The sequence below is a fragment of the Streptomyces sp. NRRL S-340 genome, assembly GCF_000720185.1.
Taxonomy (GTDB): domain Bacteria; phylum Actinomycetota; class Actinomycetes; order Streptomycetales; family Streptomycetaceae; genus Streptomyces.
Genome location: NZ_JOIY01000037.1, coordinates 84,667 through 105,275, shown reverse-complemented (window position 1 = coordinate 105,275; position 20,609 = coordinate 84,667). Strand labels below are relative to the sequence as shown.

The window sequence follows — 20,609 nt, the reverse complement described above, 5'->3', positions numbered from 1 at the left end:
TGGTTCACCCTCTGAAGGGTATGACGCCGGACCGGTCAACTACCCCTCGATCAACAAAAGTTCAGCCCGTCAGGGGAAAGAATGACCGACCGTCGGCGCATAGGTGTCGGCGGGGATGGGTACACTCGCCCGTCTTGACCGGCCGAGGGTACGTCTTTTGTTCTTTCCTCCAGACATACCACGTACCGTCCGGATCACGCCCGAAATGTTCGCCTGCTGGACGTTCCGGCGGCCCGGCGGTCCCCGGACGCCGACCGCTACGGGGCCCGGGGTGCCGTCCGGTCGGGCAGGGCCGCGCCCGTGACGCGGTGCACGTCGCGGGCCGTGCCGGTCACCCCGGACAGGAAGCCCTCGGCGCGCGGCGAGGCCGTCGCCGTCAGCCAGCTCGGGTCGATGTCGCAGACGGCCACGCGGACGTCGGTGCCGGCCAGGGCGAGCGGCAGCGTGTGCACGACCGTGGAGGGAAAGCTGAGGACCGTACGGCCGATGGGGCCGCGGCGGGCTATGAGTTCCAGGGGCAGCTCGGGACGGACCACCTCCAGTCCGGTCTCCACCGCCAGGCGGTGCAGTTTCTCCGCGCTCTCGCGGCGGTGCGCGAAGTAGCGGGTGGCGCCGTGCGCCCCGGCCAGCGCGCGGACGGCGGCGAGGTAGCGGTCGCCGTCCACCACGCCGGTCTCGACCAGCGAGGTGCCCACGAGGTCCGCGCCGGCGGTGACCCGGGGCGGCCCGAAACGGGCCCGGGTCCACACGAACCGGTTCGCGGTGACGCTCACCCCGTCCGGGACGGCGTCGATCGGCATGGAGGAGAAGACCTCCACCCGCCGCCCGCCCCGGCCGGCGCCGGGGGCGAGGCGGCGGCGGGCGGCGGCGGACACCGGGGCGAACAGCAGGTCCCGGGGGCCGGGCCGGCCGCCCTTGCGGTGCCAGCGCACCAGCCGCTCGCCGCGGCTGAGCTGGGCGGTGAACTCCATGGTCGCCGTGCCGTCGTCCACGACCACGAGGTCACGCGCCTTCGTGATCGTCAGCAGCAGCTGCACGTAGCGGGAGAACGGGTCCCCCATCACCACCCGCTCCGCCCGCCGCAGCTCCCCCGCCAGCCCGCCGACGGTCTGGAACGGCGCCGACGCCCCGCCCCGCGCCTCCTCCCACCGCACCTCGTGCCCCTCGTCCCGGGCCAGCTCCGCCATGCGCCGCAGCTGGCCCCGGGTCATCGGGTCGGTGGGGGCCAGCACGACGAGGGTGAGCAGGTCGCGGGCGGGCCCGGCGGACGCGTCCGGCGGCCTGTGGCCGTCCTCCGTGGCCGGGCGCCGGGCCGGGGCCGAGAGGCCGTGCGCGTGCGCCCACTCCAGGACGTTCAGGAGCTGGACCGGGCTCTCGACGAAGGCGAGGGTGCGGGTGGGGGGCGGGGAGCCGGGGGAAGCGGGGCCGGCGGTGCCGGCGCGGGGGCTCATCGGCGTACGACCGTTCCGTCGCGTGAGGGTGAGGGGCGGGACGGGCTCGGCCTCACACCGCGACCGGCTCGCCCGCCGCCGCGGCGATCTCCGCCTCGGCCACGGCACCGGTGACGCGGCGCAGCTTCTTCATCGGGCCCAGCTCGGAGTCGTAGACCTTCTTCACGCCGTCGCCGAGCGAGGCCTCGATGGTGCGGATGTCGCGGACGAGGCGGGTCAGGCCCTGCGGCTCCACGGAGGCGGCCTGGTCGGAGCCCCACATCGCCCGGTCCAGGGTGATGTGGCGCTCGACGAAGGCGGCGCCGAGGGCGACCGCGGCGAGCGTGGTCTGCAGGCCGGTCTCGTGGCCGGAGTAGCCGATCGGGACGTTCGGGAACTCCTTCTCCAGCGTGTTGATCACGCGCAGGTTCAGTTCCTCGGCCTTCGCCGGGTAGGTGGAGGTGGCGTGGCACATGAGGATGTTGTCGGAGCCGAGCACCTCGACCGCGTGCCGGATCTGCTTCGGGGTGGACATGCCGGTGGAGAGGATGACCGCGCGGCCGGTGGCGCGCAGGGCGCGCAGCAGCTCGTCGTCGGTCAGCGAGGCGGAGGCCACCTTGTGGGCGGGGACGTCGAACTTCTCCAGGAAGGCGACGGCCTCGGTGTCCCACGGGGAGGCGAACCAGTCGATGCCCTTCTCCTTGCAGTACGCGTCGATCTGGCGGTACTCGTCCTCGCCGAACTCCACGCGGTGGCGGTAGTCGATGTAGGTCATCCGGCCCCAGGGGGTGTCGCGCTCGATGTCCCACTGGTCGCGGGGGGTGCAGATCTCCGGGGTGCGCTTCTGGAACTTGACGGCGTCGCAGCCGGCTTCGGCGGCCACGTCGATGAGCTTGAAGGCGTTCTCCAGCTCACCGTTGTGGTTGATGCCGATCTCGCCGCAGATGTAGACGGGCCTGCCGGGGCCGACCTCGCGCGAACCGAAGGTGCGCAGGCGGGAGTTGGTGCTCATGAGGGGGTTTCCTTACTGGGGGAGGGAATCGAGGGAGGGGCCGAGGATCCAGCCGGCGATCTCACGGACGGCGCCGTCGCCGCCGGGGACGGTGGTGACCGCGCGGGCGGCGCCGCGGACGGCGTCGTGGGCGCTCGCGACCGCCACGGGCCAGCCGACAAGGGAGAAGCACGGGAGGTCGTTGACGTCGTTGCCGACGTAGAGGACACGCTCGGGGGCGATGCCCTGCTCCTCGCACCACTGCTTGAGGGCGAGGTCCTTGCGGTCGATGCCGTGCAGCACCGGGAGCTTCAGCTTCCGGGCGCGGGCGGCGACGACCGGGTTCTGCTCCGTGGACAGGATCAGCATGCGCAGGCCGCTCCTGCGCAGCGCCGCGACGCCGAGGCCGTCCCCGCGGTGCACGGAGACGAACTCGCGTCCGTCGGAGTCGATCAGCACCCGGTCGTCGGTCTGGGTGCCGTCGAAGTCGAGCACGACCGCGTCGATGTCCTCGGCGGTGGGCAGGGCGCCGCCGGGGGTCCGCGCCGCCCGGCCGGTGCCCGGGGCCGGGGGGCGGTCCGCGTCGAACAGCGGCGCGAGAGCACGGGCGCGGGCGAGGTCGTGCGGGTCGTCGATCTCCAGCACGCGCGCCGGGTCGGTGCGCACCAGTTCGGTACGGCCGAAGAAGCGGTGCCGGTGGGTGCGGAAGCCCGCGGCGTCCATCGCGTAGGCGGCGCCGGTCTCCAGCAGGTCCTGCGGGCGGTCCTGGCGGCGCGGCCGGAAGGACTTGTCGTGGTTGACGCCGTAGCCGCCGGCCACGGCGGCCGGTACAGGGCCGTCGCCCGGTGCCGCCCCGTCGGCCGGTGCGGCGACGGCCACGGCGGCCGCACCACCGGTCACGCTGACACCGGCGGCTCCGGCGACACCGACAGTCCCGGTGACACCGCCGGCCCCACCGACACCATGGGGCGCGCCCACAGCACCGGTCCCGCCGCCCGGTCCGCGGCGGATCTTCGCGTCGGCCGGGCCCGGGGCATCCACCGTCTCCCCGGCGTCCCGCCAGAGGAACCCGTGGAAGGGTGCCACGGTCACCGCGGTGTCCGCGCCGGTCTCGGCGACCGCGCGGGCGACCCCGTCGACGTCCTCGCGGGTCAGGAACGGGCTGGTGCACTGGACCAGCAGCACGACGTCCACCCGCGCGCCGTGCAGCGCCTCGTGGGCGTCCATCGCGTGCAGGACGGCCGCCTCGGAGGTGGCCGTGTCCCCCGCGATCGCGGCCGGCCGCAGGACGACCTCGGCGCCGGCCTCGCGCGCCGCCGCCGCGATGGCCGGGTCGTCGGTGGAGACCACGACGTCCGTCACGGACCGCGCCGCCCGGCACGCGTGCACCGCACGCGCCACCAGGGGCACACCGCCCACGGGGGCGAGGTTCTTCGCGGGCACGCCCTTGGAGCCGCCGCGCGCGGGTATCACCGCGAGCACACGGCGTACCGGGGCGCCCTGGCCCGCTTCCGGGTGGGACATGACATCTGCTCCTTGAGGTGGGGTCGGGCGGCTCACAGCTCCCCCATCCGCCGGATGACGGGCGCCACGCGCTGCACGCCGTGGCGGTAGGCGCCGCGGGCGGCCCGGCGGACGATCTGCCGGACCGGTCCGGGGCCGCGGTCGGCGGCCGGGGCCCCCGGCAGCGGCGCGCCGTCGGGTCCCAGGTGGTGGCGGGCGAGGAGGCCCGGCAGGTAGCCGGGCGCGGTCCCGGGTGTGTAGTACGGGTCGAGCGCGGGCAGACCGCCGGGCGCCCGGAGCAGCTCGCCGATGCGCTCCCGGGCCGTGTCGAAGGCGGTGGCGTAGGAACCGCCGGTGGCGACGCCCTGCCGGGCCACCCAGTCCTCCTCGGGCACCGGGCGGTGTCCGGCGTCGAGCTGGTCCCAGGAGGCGAGGCAGCCGGACCCGGTGAAGTGGTGGTTGCCGAGCGTCTCGCGCACCCCGAGGTCGGTGAGGACGACGGTGGGGATCCGGCGGTGCAGCGCCTCCAGGGCGGCGGTGGAGCTGACCGTCACCAGCAGGTCGGTGCGGTCGAGCACCTCCCCCATGTGCCCGTAGACCAGGCGCAGGTTGGGCGGCAGCGCGGCCCGCTGCGCCAGCTTCTGGTACGGCACCTCCTCGATGTGGGTGGTGTGTTCGCCCGGCCGGGAGCGCAGCTTGAGCAGCACCTCGCGGCCGGGGTGCAGCCGGGCGTGCCGGATCAGCCGCTCCAGCAGGTACGCACGGTCCCGGCGGCTCTCGGGGACGGAGGGCTGCGCGGCGAACACCACGGTGTACGGATCGTGCGCGCCGGTGTAGGCAGCGCCGCCGAGGAACGGCAGCGCCACCTCGGTGACCGCGGACGCGTCGGCGCCCACGCCTTCGTAGACGGCGCGGAAACGCTCCGCGTCCTGGCGGGAGTTGGCGAGCACCAGGTCCGCGCCGTGCCGCAGCAGCAGACCGTCGGCGAGCTTCTCGTAGACGACGCCGACGTACCCGGTGACGACCACGGGCCGCCGGCCGGCGCCCTGCCAGGCCCGCTTCAGTCCGTGCAGCACCGCCTGCACGCCGCCGCCCACGAGGGCGAGCACGAGGACGTCGCAGGGCTCCTCGCCCGCCGCGCCGGGGGCCATGGCGCGCAGGAACTCGACGGCGGTCACCTCGCGGAGCGAGTCCGCGCGGACGCCGACCTCCGTCAGCTGACGGGCGGTGGGGGTGGCGCGGCCCCGCAGGAGGTAGCCGTCGAGCCGGATCCCGGCACCGGCGGGGGCGACGCGCTGCGCGGTGAGCGCGCCCCATTTCCACCGGGTGTCGGAATCCGCGAGAACGGCGACCCGCAGGGTTTTCGTTGCACTTGCTGGCACGTCGCAGACGCTAGGAAGGCATTCCTAGGTCCCGCCCAACCCGAATGCAACAAACGGTTAACAGCACACCGCCGAATGCGGAACCGGCGCCGGGGACAGGCCGCGGAAAGCCCGGTTCACGGCATCGCCACGTGTCGTTCACTCGCGGTCAAACTCCAGGTAAAGACGGGACCGGGGCCCGCGCCCTAACGTCGCACACGTGGTCAAGCTCTCCGTCATCGTGCCGTTCTACAACGTGCAGCAATACGCACCCGACACCTTGAAGAGTCTGCGTGCGAACGCGCGTGACGACTTCGAATTCGTCCTCGTCGACGATTGTTCACGCGATGAGACCCCGGACATTCTCGCGCGCGCGGAACGTGAACTGCCCGGTGCCGTCCTCGTCCGGCGTGAGGAGAACGGAGGGCTGGCGACCGCACGCAACACCGGGATCGACCGGGCGCGCGGCGAGTACGTGACGTTCCTGGACGGCGACGACTGGCTGGCCCCCGGCTACTACCCGCGGCTGCTCGCCGTGATCGAGGAGCTGGGCTGCGACTTCGTCCGCGCCGACCACGTGCAGTGCACCGGCCGGGCGCGCAGCGTCCACCGGGTGCCGCACGGCCGGCGCGGGGTGGTGCTCGACCCGCGGGCGGCGATCCTGCCCGCCGACCGCTCCACCTCGGTGGACTACCCCTACGCCTGGGCGGGCGTCTACCACCGGCGGCTGCGGGAGCGGGGGCTGCTGCACTTCACCGACGGGCTGCGCACGGCCGAGGACCGGCCGTGGATCTGGAAGCTGCACCGGGAGGCGGAGTCCTTCGCCGTGACCGGCCTGCTGGGGGTCCACTACCGGCGGGGGGTGGCCTCCTCGCTCACCCAGATCGGCGATGTCCGCCAACTGGACTTCATCCGCGCGTTCGACCAGGTCGTCGAGGAGACGGCCCGGGACCGGGAGGCGGCCCTGCTGCTGCCCAAGGCGGTCCGTACGTACTGCGCGATCATCGCCCACCATCTGGGCTCCATCGAAAGGTTCGAACCGGCGGTGGCACGGAAACTGAAGTCGCTCAGCGCGCGCGCCCTGCGCCGCATGCCGCAGGGCGTGCTGGACGAGGCGCTGGACTCCATGGACGTCCAGCGCGCCACCCGGCTGCGCCGGCTGCGCCGCCGCCCCGCCGGCTCGGGGGCCGCCGCGTGACCACCCGGATCTTCCTCGCGTCGACGCTGTACGGCACCGCCACCCTCGCCGCCGCCCTCGACGCCGACTGCTTCGGCCCCGCCGACCGCCGCATCCTGGTGGTCTGCAACAACACGGCGACGCCGGAGACCACTGCGCCGGTGGACGAGCTGCCCGGCTTCGAACGGCTGCGGGAACGGTTCGACGACGTGGTGTCGTGGAACGAGGCCGTCTCCCCCTTCCACCCGGGCGGCTGGGCCCCGCGCCCGGACGACGTGCCGCTGTGGGAACGGCACCTGAGACTGCTGTGGGACCTGGGCGAGGACGCCGTGGAACTGGCCGTCGAGTCGATCCAGGTCAACCCCGCGCTCGCCGTCTGCCAGATCTTCACCGGCGCGCCCGTCACCGTCTACGCCGACGGCCTGATGAGCTACGGTCCCACCCGCAGCAAGATCGACCCGCTGGTGGGCACCCGCATCGACCGCCTGCTCCACCTGGACCTGGTGCCGGGCCTGCGGCCGGTGCTGCTCACCGAGTTCGGGGTGGTGCCGCAGCTCGTCCCCACGGACGCCTTCCTCAAGGTGCTGGCCGAACTCGCGGACACGGGCGAGGCGTTGCCGGACCTGCCCGCCGAACCCGCCCTGCTGCTCGGCCAGTACCTGAGCGCGCTGGACATCCTCACCGCCGAGGAGGAGGAGGCGCTGCACGTGCGGATGCTGCGCGGCGCCGTCGCGCTCGGCCACACCCGCGTCGTCTTCAAACCCCACCCCTCGGCGCCCGCCCGCTGGTCGCGGGCGCTGGAGCAGGAGGCCGGGAAGCTGGGCGCCGAACTCACGGTGCTCGCCACACCCGTCCTCGCCGAGGTGCTGTACCAGCGGATACGCCCCGCCCTGGTCGTCGGCTGCTTCTCCACCGCGCTGCTCACCGCCTCGGCGCTGTACGGGCTCCCGGTCGCCCGGACCGGCACCGGCGCCCTGCTGGAGCGGCTGACACCGTACGAGAACAGCAACCGCGTCCCCGTGACGATCGTCGACGCGCTGCTGCCGGACCTGGCGGTCCTGGCCGGCGGTGCCGCGGTGACCGCGGAGCAGGGGCGGGACGCCGTCCCCGGGTCTCCCGCCGCCCGCGGCGGGGACACGGCCGCCGAAGCGCTGGGCGAGCTGGTGCGGGCCGTCTCCTACGCGATGCAGCCGAAGATCTACCCGGGTCTGCGCCCGGCCGCCGAGCGGTACCTCGCCGCGCACCTCGGCACGCACGCCCGGCGCTACTTCAAGCGCCGCCGGCTGACCGCGCTGGCACTGCCCGGCGGTGTCCCGCAGCAACTCGCCTTCATACCGCGCAACGCGACGGTACGGAGGGTGGCCCGCCGCGCCCGCTCACTGGGACGGGCGGCGGGCCGCTGACGGGCCGGCGACCGCCGCCAGGCGCCGGCCACCGTTCTAGGCGCCGGCCAGCGACAGCTTGACCGCGAAGCCCAGGAACAGGGCGCCCGCCGCCGAGGTGGCCCACGCCGACAGGCGCTTGCGGCGGCGGAAGCCCGTACGTGAGGCGTGACCACGGCCGCGCGGATGTCGTCCGGGCTGGTGACGCGGTAGTCCAGTCCGGCGCCGGTCACGGCGGTTCCCTTGGAGACGTACTTGGCCACGTAGGCAGCGACCGCGTCATCGGTGGGTCCCTCGTCGCCGGCGAAGGCCCGGATCGACCGTACGGCCAACTGTACGCCGAATACGAGGAGTTCGGTTCCGTAGGCGTCCGATTCCGGGACTCGCACGTTCGCCGATGCGGCAGCCGTGTGTACGGCGTCGGTGAGCAGTTCGACCGTGGCCCAGTCAGGGGAAGGGTCGCCGGGACCGGCCGGACCGTCCAGGCGTACCACGCCGTGGAAGTGGATGGCTGCGCGCTTCTGGTACTCGGCAACCTTGGCGAAGGACACCACCAGGTGGTCACGAAGCTTCGAGCGCGGGATCCCTGCGGCGGAGGCGAGGTGCCGCCGTACGGCCGTGGTGAACCGGTCCCACAGGCGCCCCGCGTGCGCGTGCCACAGCACGTGGGCCACGTGGTCGTAGCAGTCCGGGCACAGCGGACGACCCAGCGCCGGGTCATCCTCGGCGTGCACCAGGCCGCAGCCGACCGGACGCCCGTGTTCGCACTCTCCGCCCTTCCGACGCAGTCGGCATCGCTCGCCATCGAGGAAGCGATGGACCGACCCGAATGAAGGCGCCGTCAGCGTGACGAACAAGCGGGGCTGTTCTCGCACCGCATCGGGCACGTTCTTTCCACCGGTCAGGCCCGCGCGGATCAGCTGATAGGTGTCGCCCGCATGCAGGTAGGAGCACGGCTCGCAGACCGACGAACGGCGGTTGCGGCAGCGCACAGCCAGTCGCTCACCTGGCTCCCCGGCGGTCGAATACGAAGAGATCAGCTCACCCGTCAGCGCATCGCGGGTGACCGTGGAGCCAGACAGATAGATCGGGTGGGCACAGCCCCCGATTGCCTTGATCTGCTCCAGCCAGCGCGGAAACAGGGGGTCGTTAGCCAGACGGATGATGTCACGATCAGCATCGGAGAGCATCCGCAAACGCTTTTCACGCTCCAGATCAGCGGAGCGGCTATTCGAAGTGATCACCTCGTGCGAGGTGTTGAACACAGGGCACCTCCAAAGGGCGGACAGGGAGGAGCGCGAGCAGAGGCGTAGGCGTGAGTCATGTCTGAAATCTCCTTGGCTTTGACTTGGCTTGAATTGATGCAGCGTCAGAGATGAGAGCGTGTGTCGAGGCAGCGTGAGAGAGAAGGAAGACAGAGAAGGCAGAAGAAGGCTGAAGGCGTGATATCTGCTGAAGAAAGTCTATGTCTGTGTCTTAGATTCGCTGAAGTAAGGCTCGTCGCTCGAACGCCCATACTCTCAGAGAGCGGGCAGCGGTGTAGGGCATGTGTCGGAATCTGTCTTCACTTCCTCCAGGCGCGCCTTCGGCGCGCCGCCGGGTCGGCTTGCCGCACCCCGGCCCGGCATGCGGCCTTCGGCCGGTCCGGTCCGGGGCGCCGCCGCCCCGGCGCACACCAGGCGACCTGAGAGCGTGAGCCAGTTCCTCACAGCCCACCTTGCCCGCCCCTTGCCCGTGGGCTCATGACCCGTGGCTTACGCCCTCCAGACGCCCACGGCACCGATCCGGCCCACGGTGTTCGCCGGCCAGCACCAGGCCCGCGAGGGCCACGCGTGCTCACCCATGTGCCCCCAGAACAGGCCACACCGCGCAAACCCTCTGTGGCTGGGGCCGACGGCCTACGAGGATTTTAGGCAGCCACCATGGGGCGAGCCTCGAAGAACAGGGGGCCGATCGGGCTATTGCGGGCAGGTCCCAAAGACTGCCCGATCCGCTGGCGAGCGTAAGGGCCCCTGGTCACTCGCCCCATGGCAGCTCCAGCCCAAAATCCTCTACGGCCGGCAGCGTGCCAAGAACTGCGCCACTACCAGGGCGAATGGCAGCCCGCCGAGGACTTTTCAACTCCGACTTACAGCTGGGTTGTTTGCGAGCACGAATCGGTAGGCGTTAATTCAGACTCTTCTCAATGGCCTCGAAGATGCCTGAGTCCGTCTCCTTCTGCCAGTCCGGCAGATCAGGCCAATCGGCCACGTACCCCGGCTTCGGGTCCTCGAAGTGCTTGAACATCTGCGCCGTCCAACACGTGGCGACGAACCGTCCCTTCTGCTCGCGCGACAGGCGGGAGGCATGCCCGGCGCTCAGTTCGAGGAACTGACGCACCTGCTCATACACGGCGCCCGCAGCCTCACGCTCCCATTCAGGCGTCTCTTCCCACGGAGTTACGTAGCTTGGCTTCGGCTCACCAGGGAAGTGCTTCCGCACTCCAGCGATCCACGCCTCGCGAAAGACTCGCGCGCCCTCGGTCGTCATGCCATCCCCTCTCGTCATGCCGTCAGGGTGCCGATCTCGGCCTTCAACTGGGCGATGTGCCGGTCGCGCCCCAAGGTGCCCAGCTCGGCAGTCAGCGCCTGGAGTCTACGGGCGACGTAGCCGGACCCGGAGGCTCGCGCCAGGCGCAGGGCTTCGAATCCGTACTGCATGACCTGCTCCGAATCCTTTCGCTTGGCGCCGATGGCGGCCAGGTCGACGAGCACCGCGCCCCGGCGCCGGAAGGAATGGCCGGCGGCCAAGGGAGCGAGCTTCAGCGCGTCCTTCAGGGCGGTCTCGGCCAAGCCGAGCCGGTTGAGCTGCAAGTACCGGGCGCCCCGCTCCTCCGCCAAGCGCGAGCCATCGAAGCGCAGCCATCCGCCGTTCGCTACCGGGCCGCTCAGGCTGGCCACCTTCTCGGCCTCGTCCAAAGCCTCCTCGCAGGCGTCGAAGTCGCCGAGCCAGGCGAACGCCTCAGCCTGCACGGCTGCGGCCCAGTGCTTGGTCGCCAAGCTGCTGTCTCCACGCAGGGCGACGCGTCGCGCGGCCCCGAGAGTGTCCGCGGCCTGCCGGTAACGGCGCTCGGAGAGATCTACGTAGGCGCTGCGGATCAGGGCGCACGCCCACAGGTCGTAGGCGCGGGCCTCCTTGCTCGCGCTGGCCGCGAGCGCGTACGAGGCGGCGGCAGCGTGGTACCGGTTGGCGTCGAAGGCCAGCTCGCCCGCCAACTGGAACAGGTCGCCGGCCGCGATGCAGAGCGAGCCCATCTGCGCCCGCCCATCGCGCAGGGCATCGTTCAAGGCGGTGAGCTGGGACTGCACCACGGGGTACACCGAGTGCTTGGCGCGGGCGAGCTGGTAGACCTGCCACAGGTGGCCATTCATGCGCCCGAAGTCGTCGGCGCCATCCGCCAGGGCCTCCACCTCGCCCGCGGGTATGGCAGCGACCGCACCTGCCACCGTCAAGAGGCGCAGAAACTCGCGTCGGATCATCTCGTCTGGGTCCCCTGGGCCGTGGTGGACACTCGACGCTAACTGCGCGGGCTTCGGCAGCACCTCGGCCGGGGTGAGCAAGGCGTCGAGTTCGTCGAGGTCCATCTGTAGCACCTCGGCGACCTTGGGCCGCTGGGGAGGCTGGGGCCTGGATTTGCCCGTCTCCCACCGGCCTACGGTGCGCCGGTCGACGCCTACCGCTTCGGCGAACCCCTCTTGGGTGAAGCCCAGAGCCCTACGCCTGTCGGCGATGCTCATGCAGGCCCCCTTCCCCGGCTCTTGCAGCTCTCAATCATGGCGCCTGTCCCATGTCCCAGAGATGTCCCAACACTGACCCATGAACGCCGTGGTCGGCACGCCTTTCGCGCGGAACGCTGGTCTCCATCCGGTGAAACCGCCGTCAGCCAGCGAGGGACACGCTGTGAAGACCGAGACGAGCAGATTCGAAGTGACGAGGGCGACCGAAGAGGGCGTACCGATCGACGTCGAGCTGATCACGGACAGCACCGACGCGGCCCTCGCCATGAGGCTGGGCACCTCGACCCGCGAGGACATCAACGCCAGGACACCGGCCCTGATCGGGCACCTGCAACTCCTCCTCGGCGAGGAGCTGGGCGCCGACGAGGACGAGCTGGTGATGGCCCAGTTCCGCAAGGCGTACAAGGTGCTCGACCTGAAGGACCGCCCCAGTGCGGAGGCACCGGTCTTCACGGCCTACTTCTTCATGCGCGAGGTCGCCGACCTGACGCGCCGACTGCTGTGGATCCACACCCAGAGGAGCGGGACGGGTGCAGCGTGAGCCCCAAGGCGCAGCAGGTGATTTACGTGATCGCCCTGCTCGGACTCATGGCCGCTCTGGCGGCCGGAATCTTCACCGATCGCGAGGTAGGCACAGGCGCCCGCTCGGCTGGCGTCAGTGGATCTTCCAGGGGCTCGTGATCCTCGCCTCTGTATCGGTCATGGCCGCCTACTGGCGACTGACCACCTGAACATCCGTCCCCGAGGTGACTCCCCGGTCGTTCCCCCACGGCCACACCCCTCGGGGGCGGAGCCAAGCGCCCACCCCGGCCGGGAACAGGAAGGCCGGGCCGGGGTGGGTCGGCAAGTGCACCACGGCGCGGAGACCGCATCTCCGCATCGCTGCACCAGAGAGGACTACCCGATGGACGGCAACCTCTACACCCTCCCGGCGGACGGCATCGAGACGACGAACTTCTGCGGGGGCCCCTGCACCGAGGGCTGCGTCGACTTCGCCGCGATCCCCGGCGCCGCCGACTCGTACGTGGTCCGCGACTCCAAGCCCGAGGGCGCCGGCAAGGAACTGCGGTTCACCGCAGCCGAGCTCGACGACTTCGCCCTCGGCTGGGTGAAGAACCGCGGCCTCACCGCCTGACCCTGCTACACCTCTCATCCCTGGCGGGTCGTCCTACGCGCATCAGGGCGGCCCGCCCTCTCCTCTCGGAAGGCGCGCATGAGCTGGACAGGACACTTCCACGGCTACGGCCCGTGGATCGGATCGCCCGACAGCTACCACCAGGAAGGTGACCGGCGGCCTCCGCATCCTGACCCCCCTGCTCCGCCCGCCTCGGACGATGACAAGGTGGCCATCCGCATCCTTCAGCGGTACCGCGAAGTAATGGCCGAGTTCCCGACCTCGAACCTGCCGCCCATGATGTCCGGGCACTGGCTGATGAAGCGGAACCAGGCGGCCCATGAGCGCACCTGGACGGACGCCACAGCGGCTCTCGACTGGATGGTCAAGCACTTTCTTGACAACCCCCCGATGCAGCGCGAGGACGGGCGTCAGGCGTACGCGAGCCTGGACACGAGACGCGAATACGTGCTGGATGTCCTGCCGGTCGGCGTGGACGTGAGCTGGGTGTACTACAACCGGCCGGGCAATATCGTCTCGCTCAACCTGGTGTGCTGCCCGAACCGTCACCACCCCGACCTCACATGCCCGCTCGCGTAACGTGTGACAGCCCCGCACATGACGAAAGCCCCCACCTTGCGCGGGTGGGGGCGGAAGTCGCTCCCGAGATGGCAGCGGTCCACCCAACGAGCATGGAACTGACCCGAGTACTCGTGTCCAAGCACATGCGAAGTAACGAGCGGCTGACCAAGTTGGCCAAGCGGGCCGGTATCACCCTCTGAGCACCGTCACGGTGATCGGCTGCCGCTTCCGCCTACTCGGCCTACTGCTCAGAGCCGCGAACGGGGTGACGGCAGGCTCCTGGGGCTCCTTCTGGAGCCTCTCAGGCAAGCCCAGGGCTCCTAGTGCCCGCTGCTGCTCCTGGGGACTCATGCGGGCGAACACGGCCGCAGCATCGTCAAGGTGAGACATGCCAGCCCCCTACACGCTTGCCAGAGACAGCTTGACGGCGAAGCCGAGGAAGAGCACTCCGGCGGCCGAGGTAGCCCCTGCGCTGAGCCTCCTCCGACGACGGAACGCAGCAGCCAGACGAGACCCGCCGAAGATGAGCGCAGACAGGTACAACACGCTTGCCAACTGGGCGAGTACGCCTAGGGTCACGAACCCGATGACTGGGTTGGACTCTGACACGAACTGCACGAAGAAGGCGATGAAGAACAGGATCGCCTTCGGGTTGACCAGGCTGACGACGAGGGCCCGCCGGAAGGGCCGCTCGTCGGCGGGGCCGGGCGTGGCGGGCGCGTCCTGCGCGGTGCGCTCGCGCCGGGTGCGCCACATGCCCCAGGCGGCGCGCAGCATGCCGATCGCCAGCCAGGTGAGGTACCCGGCGCCCGCGTACTTCACGATGCCGAAGAGCAGGGCGTTCCCCTTCAGCAGGGAGGCGACGCCGGCGGCCGACAGCGTCATCAGCACGGTGTCCCCGCACCAGACGCCCGCCGCCGCCGAGTACCCGGCCCGGACGCCGCGCCGGGCGGCGACGGACAGCACGTAGAGCGAGTTGGGGCCGGGGAGCAGGACGATGAGGACGAGTCCCGCCAGGTAGGTGGGGAGATCGATGACGCCGAACATGGCTGGAGTGTCGCACGGGGGTGCGCCGCTCGGGGAGGCGTTCCGGGCACCGAGACGGGCGGCCGGCCCTCGCCGCCGCGTCGCCGTCGCCGCCGTGGAGAGTGCCACCCAGAGGCCGGGGGCACACCGGCCGATGCGGGCGGCGGGGCCGGCCGGCCCGTCCGAAGCGGGCGGCCCGCTCATCGAGGCCCCGGCCGGGAGCGGACGTCCTCCGCTCCCGGTCACTCGTCCGAGGAGAGACCGGCTCAGAAGGCGTCGCTCGGCACGTAGTTCCCCCACACCTCGCGCAGCGCGTTGCACACCTCGCCCACCGTGGCACGGGCGCGCAGCGCGTCCTTCATCGGGTAGAGGACGTTGTCCTCGCCCTCGGCGGCCTTCTTCAGGGCTGCCAGGGCGGTGTCGACGGCGGTCCGGTCGCGTTCGGCGCGCAGCCTGGCGAGGCGTTCCGCCTGCTGGGCCTCGATGGCGGGGTCGACGCGCAGCGGCTCGTACGGCTCCTCCTCGTCGAGCTGGAAGCGGTTGACGCCCACGACCACCCGCTCGCCGGAGTCGGTCTCCTGCGCGATGCGGTAGGCGCTGCGCTCGATCTCGTTCTTCTGGAAGCCGTGCTCGATCGCGGAGACGGCGCCGCCGAGGTCCTCGACCTTCCGCATCAGTTCCAGGACGGCCGCCTCGACGTCGTCGGTCATCTTCTCCACGACGTAGGAGCCCGCGAAGGGGTCGACGGTCGCGGTCACGTCGGTCTCGTAGGCGAGGACCTGCTGCGTGCGCAGGGCCAGCCGCGCGCTCTTGTCGGTGGGCAGCGCGATCGCCTCGTCGAAGGAGTTCGTGTGCAGCGACTGCGTGCCGCCGAGGACCGCCGCCAGGCCCTGCACGGCGACGCGGACCAGGTTCACCTCCGGCTGCTGGGCGGTGAGCTGGACCCCGGCGGTCTGGGTGTGGAAGCGCAGCATCAGCGACTTGGGGTTCTTCGCGCCGAACTCCTCCTTCATGACCCGGGCCCAGATCCGGCGCGCGGCACGGAACTTGGCGACCTCCTCCAGGATCGTCGTACGGGCGACGAAGAAGAAGGACAGGCGGGGTGCGAAGTCGTCCACGTCCATCCCGGCCGCGACCGCCGTACGCACGTACTCGATGCCGTCCGCGAGCGTGAACGCGATCTCCTGCGCGGGCGAGGCACCCGCCTCCGCCATGTGGTATCCGGAGATCGAGATCGTGTTCCACTTCGGGATCTCGGCCCTGCAGTACTTGAAGATGTCCGCGATCAGGCGCAGCGAGGGCTTGGGCGGGAAGATGTACGTGCCGCGCGCGATGTACTCCTTGAGCACGTCGTTCTGGATCGTGCCCGTCAGCTTCCCGGCCGGGACGCCCTGCTCCTCGGCCACCAGTTGGTAGAGCAGGAGCAGCAGCGCCGCGGGCGCGTTGATCGTCATCGACGTGGAGACCTGGTCCAGCGGGATCCCGCCGAACAGCACCCGCATGTCGTCGATCGAGTCGATGGCGACACCGACCTTGCCGACCTCACCGTGCGCGATCGGGGCGTCGGAGTCGTGGCCCATCTGCGTCGGCAGGTCGAAGGCCACCGACAGGCCCATCGTGCCGTTCGCGATCAGCTGCTTGTACCGGGCGTTCGACTCCGAGGCCGTACCGAAGCCCGCGTACTGCCGCATCGTCCACGGACGCCCCGTGTACATCGAGGGGTACACCCCTCGCGTGAACGGGAACTCACCCGGGCGCCCCAGCTTCTGCGCCGGGTCCCAGCCCTCCAGGGCGTCCGGCCCGTACACCGGCTCGATGGGCAGACCGGACTCCGACTCGCGCGCCATGGTGTGTGCCTCCGCGTTCTGTGGTTACTTGCCAGTTACTCGCTGGTACGGCCGACCCTCGCGACGGACTGTAGCGGCGGCCGAGCGCCGGGTGCAGGGGCCCACGCTGGGACCTTGCTCACAGACCCGGCCCTGCTCGTGCCGCACGCGTTCTGCTTCTGCCGCCCGCCGCCGCTGGTCGTGCTGCTGCGCTTTCCGCTTCCGTTCCTGTTTCCCACCATGCCCCGTGGTTCGCCGCCGGTCACGGATGGAAAGACTTTCCGTGAGTGCCGGGGCCGTAACGGGGCCGGGCGCCGCGAGGATCTCTGGGACAGCGGGGGGCCGCATGGGTGTCGGGGGCATGAGGAGAGCGGCCGTCGGCGTGGCCGCGGCCGTGGCGCTGACGGGGGTCTACGGCTGCACGGTGCAGCCGACGGGGCCGGGCGGCGCCACGGGCGCGGGCCCGGGTTCCGGTACGGCCTCCGGTTCCGCATCGGCCGGGCGGCACCGCTCGCCCGTGCACATCGAGGCGCCGGCCACCCGGCCGGGCGGCGGGAAGGCCGACGGCAAGGACGGGAGCGGGAGCGCGGGCGGGGGCGGCGGCCCGGGCGGGGACGCCCGCACCGCCCCGGCCGCTGCGCCCGCAGCCGGCCCCGTGCTGTGGTCGCGCGGCGACAGCGGGCAGGCCGTCCGGGAACTCCAGGCCCGCCTGCGGCAGATCGGCTGGCTGTCCCAGGGGCCGACCGGGACGTACGGCCCGGCGACGGAGCAGGCGGTCCGGGGCTTCCAGGGCAGGCGCGGTCTGCCGCGCACGGGACGCACCGACACCGTCACCTGGCAGCGGCTGCGCGGGATGACGCACGAGCCGGGCCGGTGGGAGCTGTACCTCATGGGCGGCCAGCCCGCCGGCGCGCCGGACCCGCGCTGTCTGACGGGCCGGGTGCTCTGCATCGACAAGACGACCCGGACCCTGCGCTGGATGACCGACGGGCGGACCGTCTCGACGATGGCGGTGCGGTTCGGCACGGAGGCCACACCCACGCGTGAAGGTGTGTTCCAGGTCTACTGGAAGTCACGTCACCATGTGTCGACGATCTACCACTCGGCGATGCCGTACGCGATGTTCTTCAGCGGCGGACAGGCCGTCCACTACTCCTCGGACTTCGCGGCCCGCGGCTACGCCGGCGGCTCGCACGGCTGTGTCAACGTACGGGACGAGGCTGCGATCGCCCGCATGTTCGCTCAGGTGAAGGTGGGCGACAAGGTCGTCGTGCACTGGTGAGGCGGACGCCCGGGCCCTGGAGGGATGCGGGGCGCGGGCGGGACCGGGGGAACGTGTCCCGCCCGCGCCAGATGCACGAGCCGTAGGTACGGGGGGAACCCCGGCGTCGTGCAAGGGCCGATGACCAGTCGGCTCACTCAGTACTGCGTCGGCGCCGCCGAAAACGTCACACCTGGCCGGGAGGAATTTTCCGGTGACTGCGAAAGCGCAGGTCAGACGTGTGCCGACGGACGAGGCGAGGCCGCCTTGGCGGGCGGCGACGGTACGGCGGACGAGCGGGGCAGGACGCCCTCGCGCGGACGGACGCCCTCCGGACGGCCGCCGCCGGGAAGACCGCCGCCGGAGGGACCACCGTCCGCGTGACCCGCGTCGTCGTCACCGCCCCGGCCGCCCTTGCCGTCGCCGCGCCCCTGGTGGTCGCCCTTGCCGCCCTGGCCGTCGTGGTCCCCCTGGCCGTTCTGGCCGCCGCTGCCGCTCCCGCCCTGGCCGGTGCCGCTCCCCTGGCCCGACCCCTGGCCGCCGGCCGTCTTCAGGACGCCCTTGCAGTACGTCCAGACCCGCGAGGAGCCGCCCGCCGCGCCGTCCAGCACGTGCTTGCGGCCGGTGTCCAGGACCTTGCCGTCCCGCAGGTCCCGGCAGGCGGCGGACAGCCGGCCCCAGCGACCGCCCTGGCCGCCCTGCCCGGTCCGGTCGCCGTCGCCGGCGGCCGGGGAACCGTGCCCGGCGGCGCCGTCGCCGTCGCGATCGGTCGCCGAGGCGTCACCGGCGGACGGACCGGCCGTGACGCCGGCGCCACCGGGTGTCGGCGCCCCGGAGCCGTCGCCGCTCCCCTCCCCGCTCCCGGCGAACGGCGGCGAAGGACGGGCCGACGTGGCCGAGGGCGAGACGGACGCGGCGGGGGCGGGCTCGTCGCCGCCGAACGGGGTCGGCAGCACGCCGGTCGTGGCCGCGGCGGCCACCCCGCCGAGGGCGCCGGCGGCCAGGGTGGCGGACAGGGCCAGGCGGACCGGCCGGCCGAGCCGCGGACCGGGGCGCCGGGAACGCACGGGGTTCGCCCGCTGCCCGTTCCGGGACGTGTGCGGGGCGAGCCGGACGAGCCCCGCGTCGGCGGCCGGGCCGGCGCCGTGCCGGCGGGCGGCCTCGGCGGACGCGGCCACGGCCTGCCCGGCGCGGGCGTCGGCCCGCTCGGCGCGGACCTTGCGGAAGGCGGCGAGCGCGGCCGCCTCGCCGGGCAGTTCGGCCGCGGCGTCGGAAGGAGGCACGGCGGGCGCGGCGGACAGGGTCCTCAGTACGTCGGCGAGGCGTTGCGCCTGGTCACGGACGGTGACGTCGGCGGTGTCCGGTGGCTCTCCGCGGAGCAGGCGCTCCGCGGTGTCGCGGTCCAGCCATCGGTACTGCTCGTCGGCCATCACATGTCCTTCTGCGTCCGGGCGCGCGTATGCGTCACACCGGCGGACGTCACCGCGTGGCCGCGCGGTTCTCGCGGGGGCGACATCGCGCTGAGCGCGTCGGCGGATTCCGGATCGTCGCCGAGCAGCTCCGCGAGCCGTTTCAGACCGCGGTGCGCGGCGGTGCGCACGGCGCCCGGCCGCTTGCCGAGCGTCTCGGCGGCGGTCTTGGCGTCCAGACCCACGACCACGCGCAGCACCACGGCCTCGGCCTGGTCCTGGGGCAGTTGCGCGATGAGGGAGAGGGTGCTGCCGGTGGTGAGCGCCTCGAGGGCCTCACCGGCGGTGTCGGAGGCGGCGGCCCGGTCGGCCAGTTCCGTTTCGTCGCCGCCGATGGCGGGGCGGCGCCCGCGCATGCGTATGTGGTCCAGGGCGCGGTTGCGGGCTATCCGCGCGGCCCAGCCGCGGAAGCGGTCGGCGTCGCCGCTGAAGCGTTCGAGGTCGCGGGCGATCTGCAGCCAGGCCTCGGAGGCCACGTCCTCGGCGTCCGGCTCGCCGACCAGGGTGCGCAGGTATCCGAGCAGCCGCGGGTGCACGGCGCGGTACACAGTCCGGAACGCGCTCTCGTCCCCGGTCTGCGCGGCAAGCACCGCGGCGGTCAGCTCCGCGTCGTCCCCCAGCACCCCGTGGTTCCTCAGTAGATCGAGCAGGATCGTCGCGGCATCGCGGCCGTCGGACGTGCGGTGATCATGCGTCTTCCGCACCCGGCGCGAAAGGCACGTTACGGCCTGAAACCGCCTCTCGTCCATGACCGTACAACGTGCAACCAACCACTCGGGAGCCGAGGTGTGACAGAAAACGCACTCATGGCGCTGAAGGAGATACGGGCCGCCGCGCGGCCCGTGCCGCGCGACGGCCGGGGCCTCTCCTGTGGGGGGTGGCGGCCCCGGCCGTTGCTTTGGCCAGGGCGTCCGCGGCGCCGTGGTGCCGCAGGGCCCTCGCTCGGCCCCGGTGCCGCCCGGGATCCCCGCCCACTCCCCTTTCTGCGGGTCCGCGCCCGAGCCGGGCGCCGCCCCGCTCGTTCACTCCGCCTCCCCCGGCGTCCGCGGGTCGTCCCGCGGCGCACCGGTCGCGGCGAGGCGTTCGGCGAGACGTTTCAGCCCCCGGTACGCGGCCGTGCGCACGGCGCCGGGCCGCTTGCCGAGGACGCGGGCGGCGGCGGGCGCGTCGAGGCCGACGACGACCCGCAGCAGCACGGCCTCCGCCTGGTCGGGCGGCAGGGTGCGCACCAGGTCGAGAGCGTGCGCGGTGGAAAGCGATTCCATCACCTGCTCGTACGTGTCCAGCGGACCGGCCAGGCCGAGCACGTCCGCCTCGTCCGGCGCCGCCGCCCGGGGCCGTACCCGCCGGCGCCGCAGGTGGTCCAGGGCGCGGTGCCGGGCGATGGTCGCCGTCCAGCCGCGGAAGCCGGCCCCGTCGCCGTCGAACCGGGCCAGGTCCCGGGCGATCTCCAGCCAGGCGTCGGACGCCACGTCCTCGGCGTCCTCGCCGACGAGCCCGCGGAGGTAGCCGAGCAGCCCGGGGTGCACGATCCGGTACGCCACCGCGAACGCGTCCTCGTCCCCCTGCTGGGCCCGCGCGACCGCCGCGCCCAGTTCCCCGTCCGACGCGTGCGTGCGACGGGGCTCCCCTCGCTGGCCCAACGCTGTCCTCGTTCGTACCGGGTGCGAAGCGGGCCGCGCCGGACCCGCACCGTGTCACAGGACGGACC

17 protein-coding genes and 1 pseudogene are annotated in these 20,609 nt (G+C 72.2%); 6 read left to right on the top strand and 12 right to left on the bottom strand.

The genetic code is table 11. From position 1 onward, the window contains the following. Positions 1–257: 257 nt before the first annotated feature. From IG64_RS27475 to IG64_RS27460, 4 genes are read right to left on the bottom strand one after another with little or no spacing between them, the layout of a single operon-like run. Positions 258–1,451: a hypothetical protein gene (locus IG64_RS27475; protein ID WP_037861045.1), complete on the bottom strand. Its 1,194-nt coding sequence runs from the start codon at positions 1,449–1,451 to the stop codon at positions 258–260. A gap of 52 nt (positions 1,452–1,503) precedes the next feature. Beyond that, positions 1,504–2,442, bottom strand: a complete 939-nt coding sequence (locus IG64_RS27470) for an N-acetylneuraminate synthase family protein (protein WP_037861043.1) — start codon at positions 2,440–2,442, stop codon at positions 1,504–1,506. Positions 2,443–2,454: 12 nt separating this feature from the next. Further along, positions 2,455–3,945, bottom strand: a complete 1,491-nt coding sequence (locus tag IG64_RS27465) for an N-acylneuraminate cytidylyltransferase (protein WP_037861041.1) — start codon at positions 3,943–3,945, stop codon at positions 2,455–2,457. Positions 3,946–3,977: 32 nt separating this feature from the next. Further along, the gene (locus tag IG64_RS27460) at positions 3,978–5,306 is read right to left on the bottom strand and encodes a DUF6716 putative glycosyltransferase (RefSeq protein ID WP_037861039.1); all 1,329 of its coding nucleotides are present in this window, start codon (positions 5,304–5,306) and stop codon (positions 3,978–3,980) included. Between the two features lie 199 nt (positions 5,307–5,505). Here IG64_RS27460 and IG64_RS27455 point away from each other — a divergent pair, with 199 nt between their 5' ends. Next, positions 5,506–6,483, top strand: a complete 978-nt coding sequence (locus IG64_RS27455) for a glycosyltransferase family 2 protein (protein ID WP_037861038.1) — start codon at positions 5,506–5,508, stop codon at positions 6,481–6,483. Beyond that, entirely contained in the window at positions 6,480–7,865 is a 1,386-nt protein-coding gene (locus IG64_RS27450) for a polysialyltransferase family glycosyltransferase (protein ID WP_037861037.1), read from the top strand. Before IG64_RS27455 ends, IG64_RS27450 begins: the two co-directional genes overlap by 4 nt. A gap of 173 nt (positions 7,866–8,038) precedes the next feature. Here the strand turns inward: IG64_RS27450 and IG64_RS42415 are convergent. From IG64_RS42415 to IG64_RS27435, 3 genes and pseudogenes are all read right to left on the bottom strand, one after another. Further along, positions 8,039–9,034, bottom strand: a pseudogene (locus IG64_RS42415) (replication initiator); the annotation flags it as partial. 976 nt (positions 9,035–10,010) lie between these two features. Further along, positions 10,011–10,373: a hypothetical protein gene (locus IG64_RS27440; protein ID WP_030345706.1), complete on the bottom strand. Its 363-nt coding sequence runs from the start codon at positions 10,371–10,373 to the stop codon at positions 10,011–10,013. A gap of 14 nt (positions 10,374–10,387) precedes the next feature. Then, positions 10,388–11,620, bottom strand: a complete 1,233-nt coding sequence (locus IG64_RS27435) for a helix-turn-helix domain-containing protein (RefSeq protein ID WP_037861034.1) — start codon at positions 11,618–11,620, stop codon at positions 10,388–10,390. Between the two features lie 163 nt (positions 11,621–11,783). Here IG64_RS27435 and IG64_RS27430 point away from each other — a divergent pair, with 163 nt between their 5' ends. From IG64_RS27430 to IG64_RS27420, 3 genes are all read left to right on the top strand, one after another. Continuing rightward, complete coding sequence (locus IG64_RS27430) at positions 11,784–12,161, top strand: hypothetical protein (protein ID WP_051813382.1); 378 nt, start codon at positions 11,784–11,786, stop codon at positions 12,159–12,161. Positions 12,162–12,524: 363 nt separating this feature from the next. Then, entirely contained in the window at positions 12,525–12,755 is a 231-nt protein-coding gene (locus IG64_RS27425) for a DUF397 domain-containing protein (RefSeq protein ID WP_037861032.1), read from the top strand. A gap of 207 nt (positions 12,756–12,962) precedes the next feature. Then, a complete protein-coding gene (locus tag IG64_RS27420) occupies positions 12,963–13,334 on the top strand; it encodes a hypothetical protein (protein ID WP_234438628.1) in 372 nt (123 codons plus the stop codon). A gap of 381 nt (positions 13,335–13,715) precedes the next feature. Here the strand turns inward: IG64_RS27420 and leuE are convergent, their stop codons facing one another. Next, positions 13,716–14,363: a leucine efflux protein LeuE gene (gene leuE / locus IG64_RS27410; protein ID WP_037861028.1), complete on the bottom strand. Its 648-nt coding sequence runs from the start codon at positions 14,361–14,363 to the stop codon at positions 13,716–13,718. Between the two features lie 245 nt (positions 14,364–14,608). Then, positions 14,609–16,189, bottom strand: coding sequence for an acyl-CoA mutase large subunit family protein (locus IG64_RS27405; protein WP_037861027.1), 1,581 nt, complete (start codon positions 16,187–16,189; stop codon positions 14,609–14,611). 340 nt (positions 16,190–16,529) lie between these two features. On the opposite strand from IG64_RS27405, the gene IG64_RS27400 reads away from it, so the two are divergent. After that, positions 16,530–17,450: a L,D-transpeptidase family protein gene (locus tag IG64_RS27400; RefSeq protein ID WP_037861099.1), complete on the top strand. Its 921-nt coding sequence runs from the start codon at positions 16,530–16,532 to the stop codon at positions 17,448–17,450. Between the two features lie 212 nt (positions 17,451–17,662). Here the strand turns inward: IG64_RS27400 and IG64_RS27395 are convergent, their stop codons facing one another. The 3 genes from IG64_RS27395 to IG64_RS27385 all read right to left on the bottom strand — a co-directional run bounded on the left by IG64_RS27395 (position 17,663) and on the right by IG64_RS27385 (position 20,541). Beyond that, a complete protein-coding gene (locus IG64_RS27395) occupies positions 17,663–18,859 on the bottom strand; it encodes a hypothetical protein (protein WP_051813380.1) in 1,197 nt (398 codons plus the stop codon). Then, positions 18,859–19,521, bottom strand: a complete 663-nt coding sequence (locus IG64_RS27390; RefSeq protein ID WP_037861026.1) for an RNA polymerase sigma factor — start codon at positions 19,519–19,521, stop codon at positions 18,859–18,861. Before IG64_RS27390 ends, IG64_RS27395 begins: the two co-directional genes overlap by 1 nt. 399 nt (positions 19,522–19,920) lie before the next feature. Then, positions 19,921–20,541 carry an RNA polymerase sigma factor gene (locus IG64_RS27385; protein ID WP_037861025.1) on the bottom strand — a complete coding sequence of 207 codons (621 nt, stop codon included), beginning with the start codon at positions 20,539–20,541 and terminating at the stop codon, positions 19,921–19,923. Positions 20,542–20,609: the final 68 nt, after the last annotated feature.

Bases quoted from the DNA above. Each gene is read 5' to 3' on its own strand.
- IG64_RS27425 (WP_037861032.1), top strand. From the start codon at position 12,525: ATGGACGGCAACCTCTACACCCTCCCGGCGGACGGCATCGAGACGACG.
- IG64_RS27465 (WP_037861041.1), bottom strand. From the start codon at position 3,945: ATGTCCCACCCGGAAGCGGGCCAGGGCGCCCCGGTACGCCGTGTGCTC.
- IG64_RS27440 (WP_030345706.1), bottom strand. From the start codon at position 10,373: ATGACGACCGAGGGCGCGCGAGTCTTTCGCGAGGCGTGGATCGCTGGA.
- IG64_RS27405 (WP_037861027.1), bottom strand. From the start codon at position 16,189: ATGGCGCGCGAGTCGGAGTCCGGTCTGCCCATCGAGCCGGTGTACGGG.
- IG64_RS27435 (WP_037861034.1), bottom strand. From the start codon at position 11,620: ATGAGCATCGCCGACAGGCGTAGGGCTCTGGGCTTCACCCAAGAGGGG.
- IG64_RS27400 (WP_037861099.1), top strand. From the start codon at position 16,530: ATGAGGAGAGCGGCCGTCGGCGTGGCCGCGGCCGTGGCGCTGACGGGG.
- IG64_RS27475 (WP_037861045.1), bottom strand. From the start codon at position 1,451: ATGAGCCCCCGCGCCGGCACCGCCGGCCCCGCTTCCCCCGGCTCCCCG.
- IG64_RS27470 (WP_037861043.1), bottom strand. From the start codon at position 2,442: ATGAGCACCAACTCCCGCCTGCGCACCTTCGGTTCGCGCGAGGTCGGC.
- IG64_RS27395 (WP_051813380.1), bottom strand. From the start codon at position 18,859: ATGGCCGACGAGCAGTACCGATGGCTGGACCGCGACACCGCGGAGCGC.
- leuE (WP_037861028.1), bottom strand. From the start codon at position 14,363: ATGTTCGGCGTCATCGATCTCCCCACCTACCTGGCGGGACTCGTCCTC.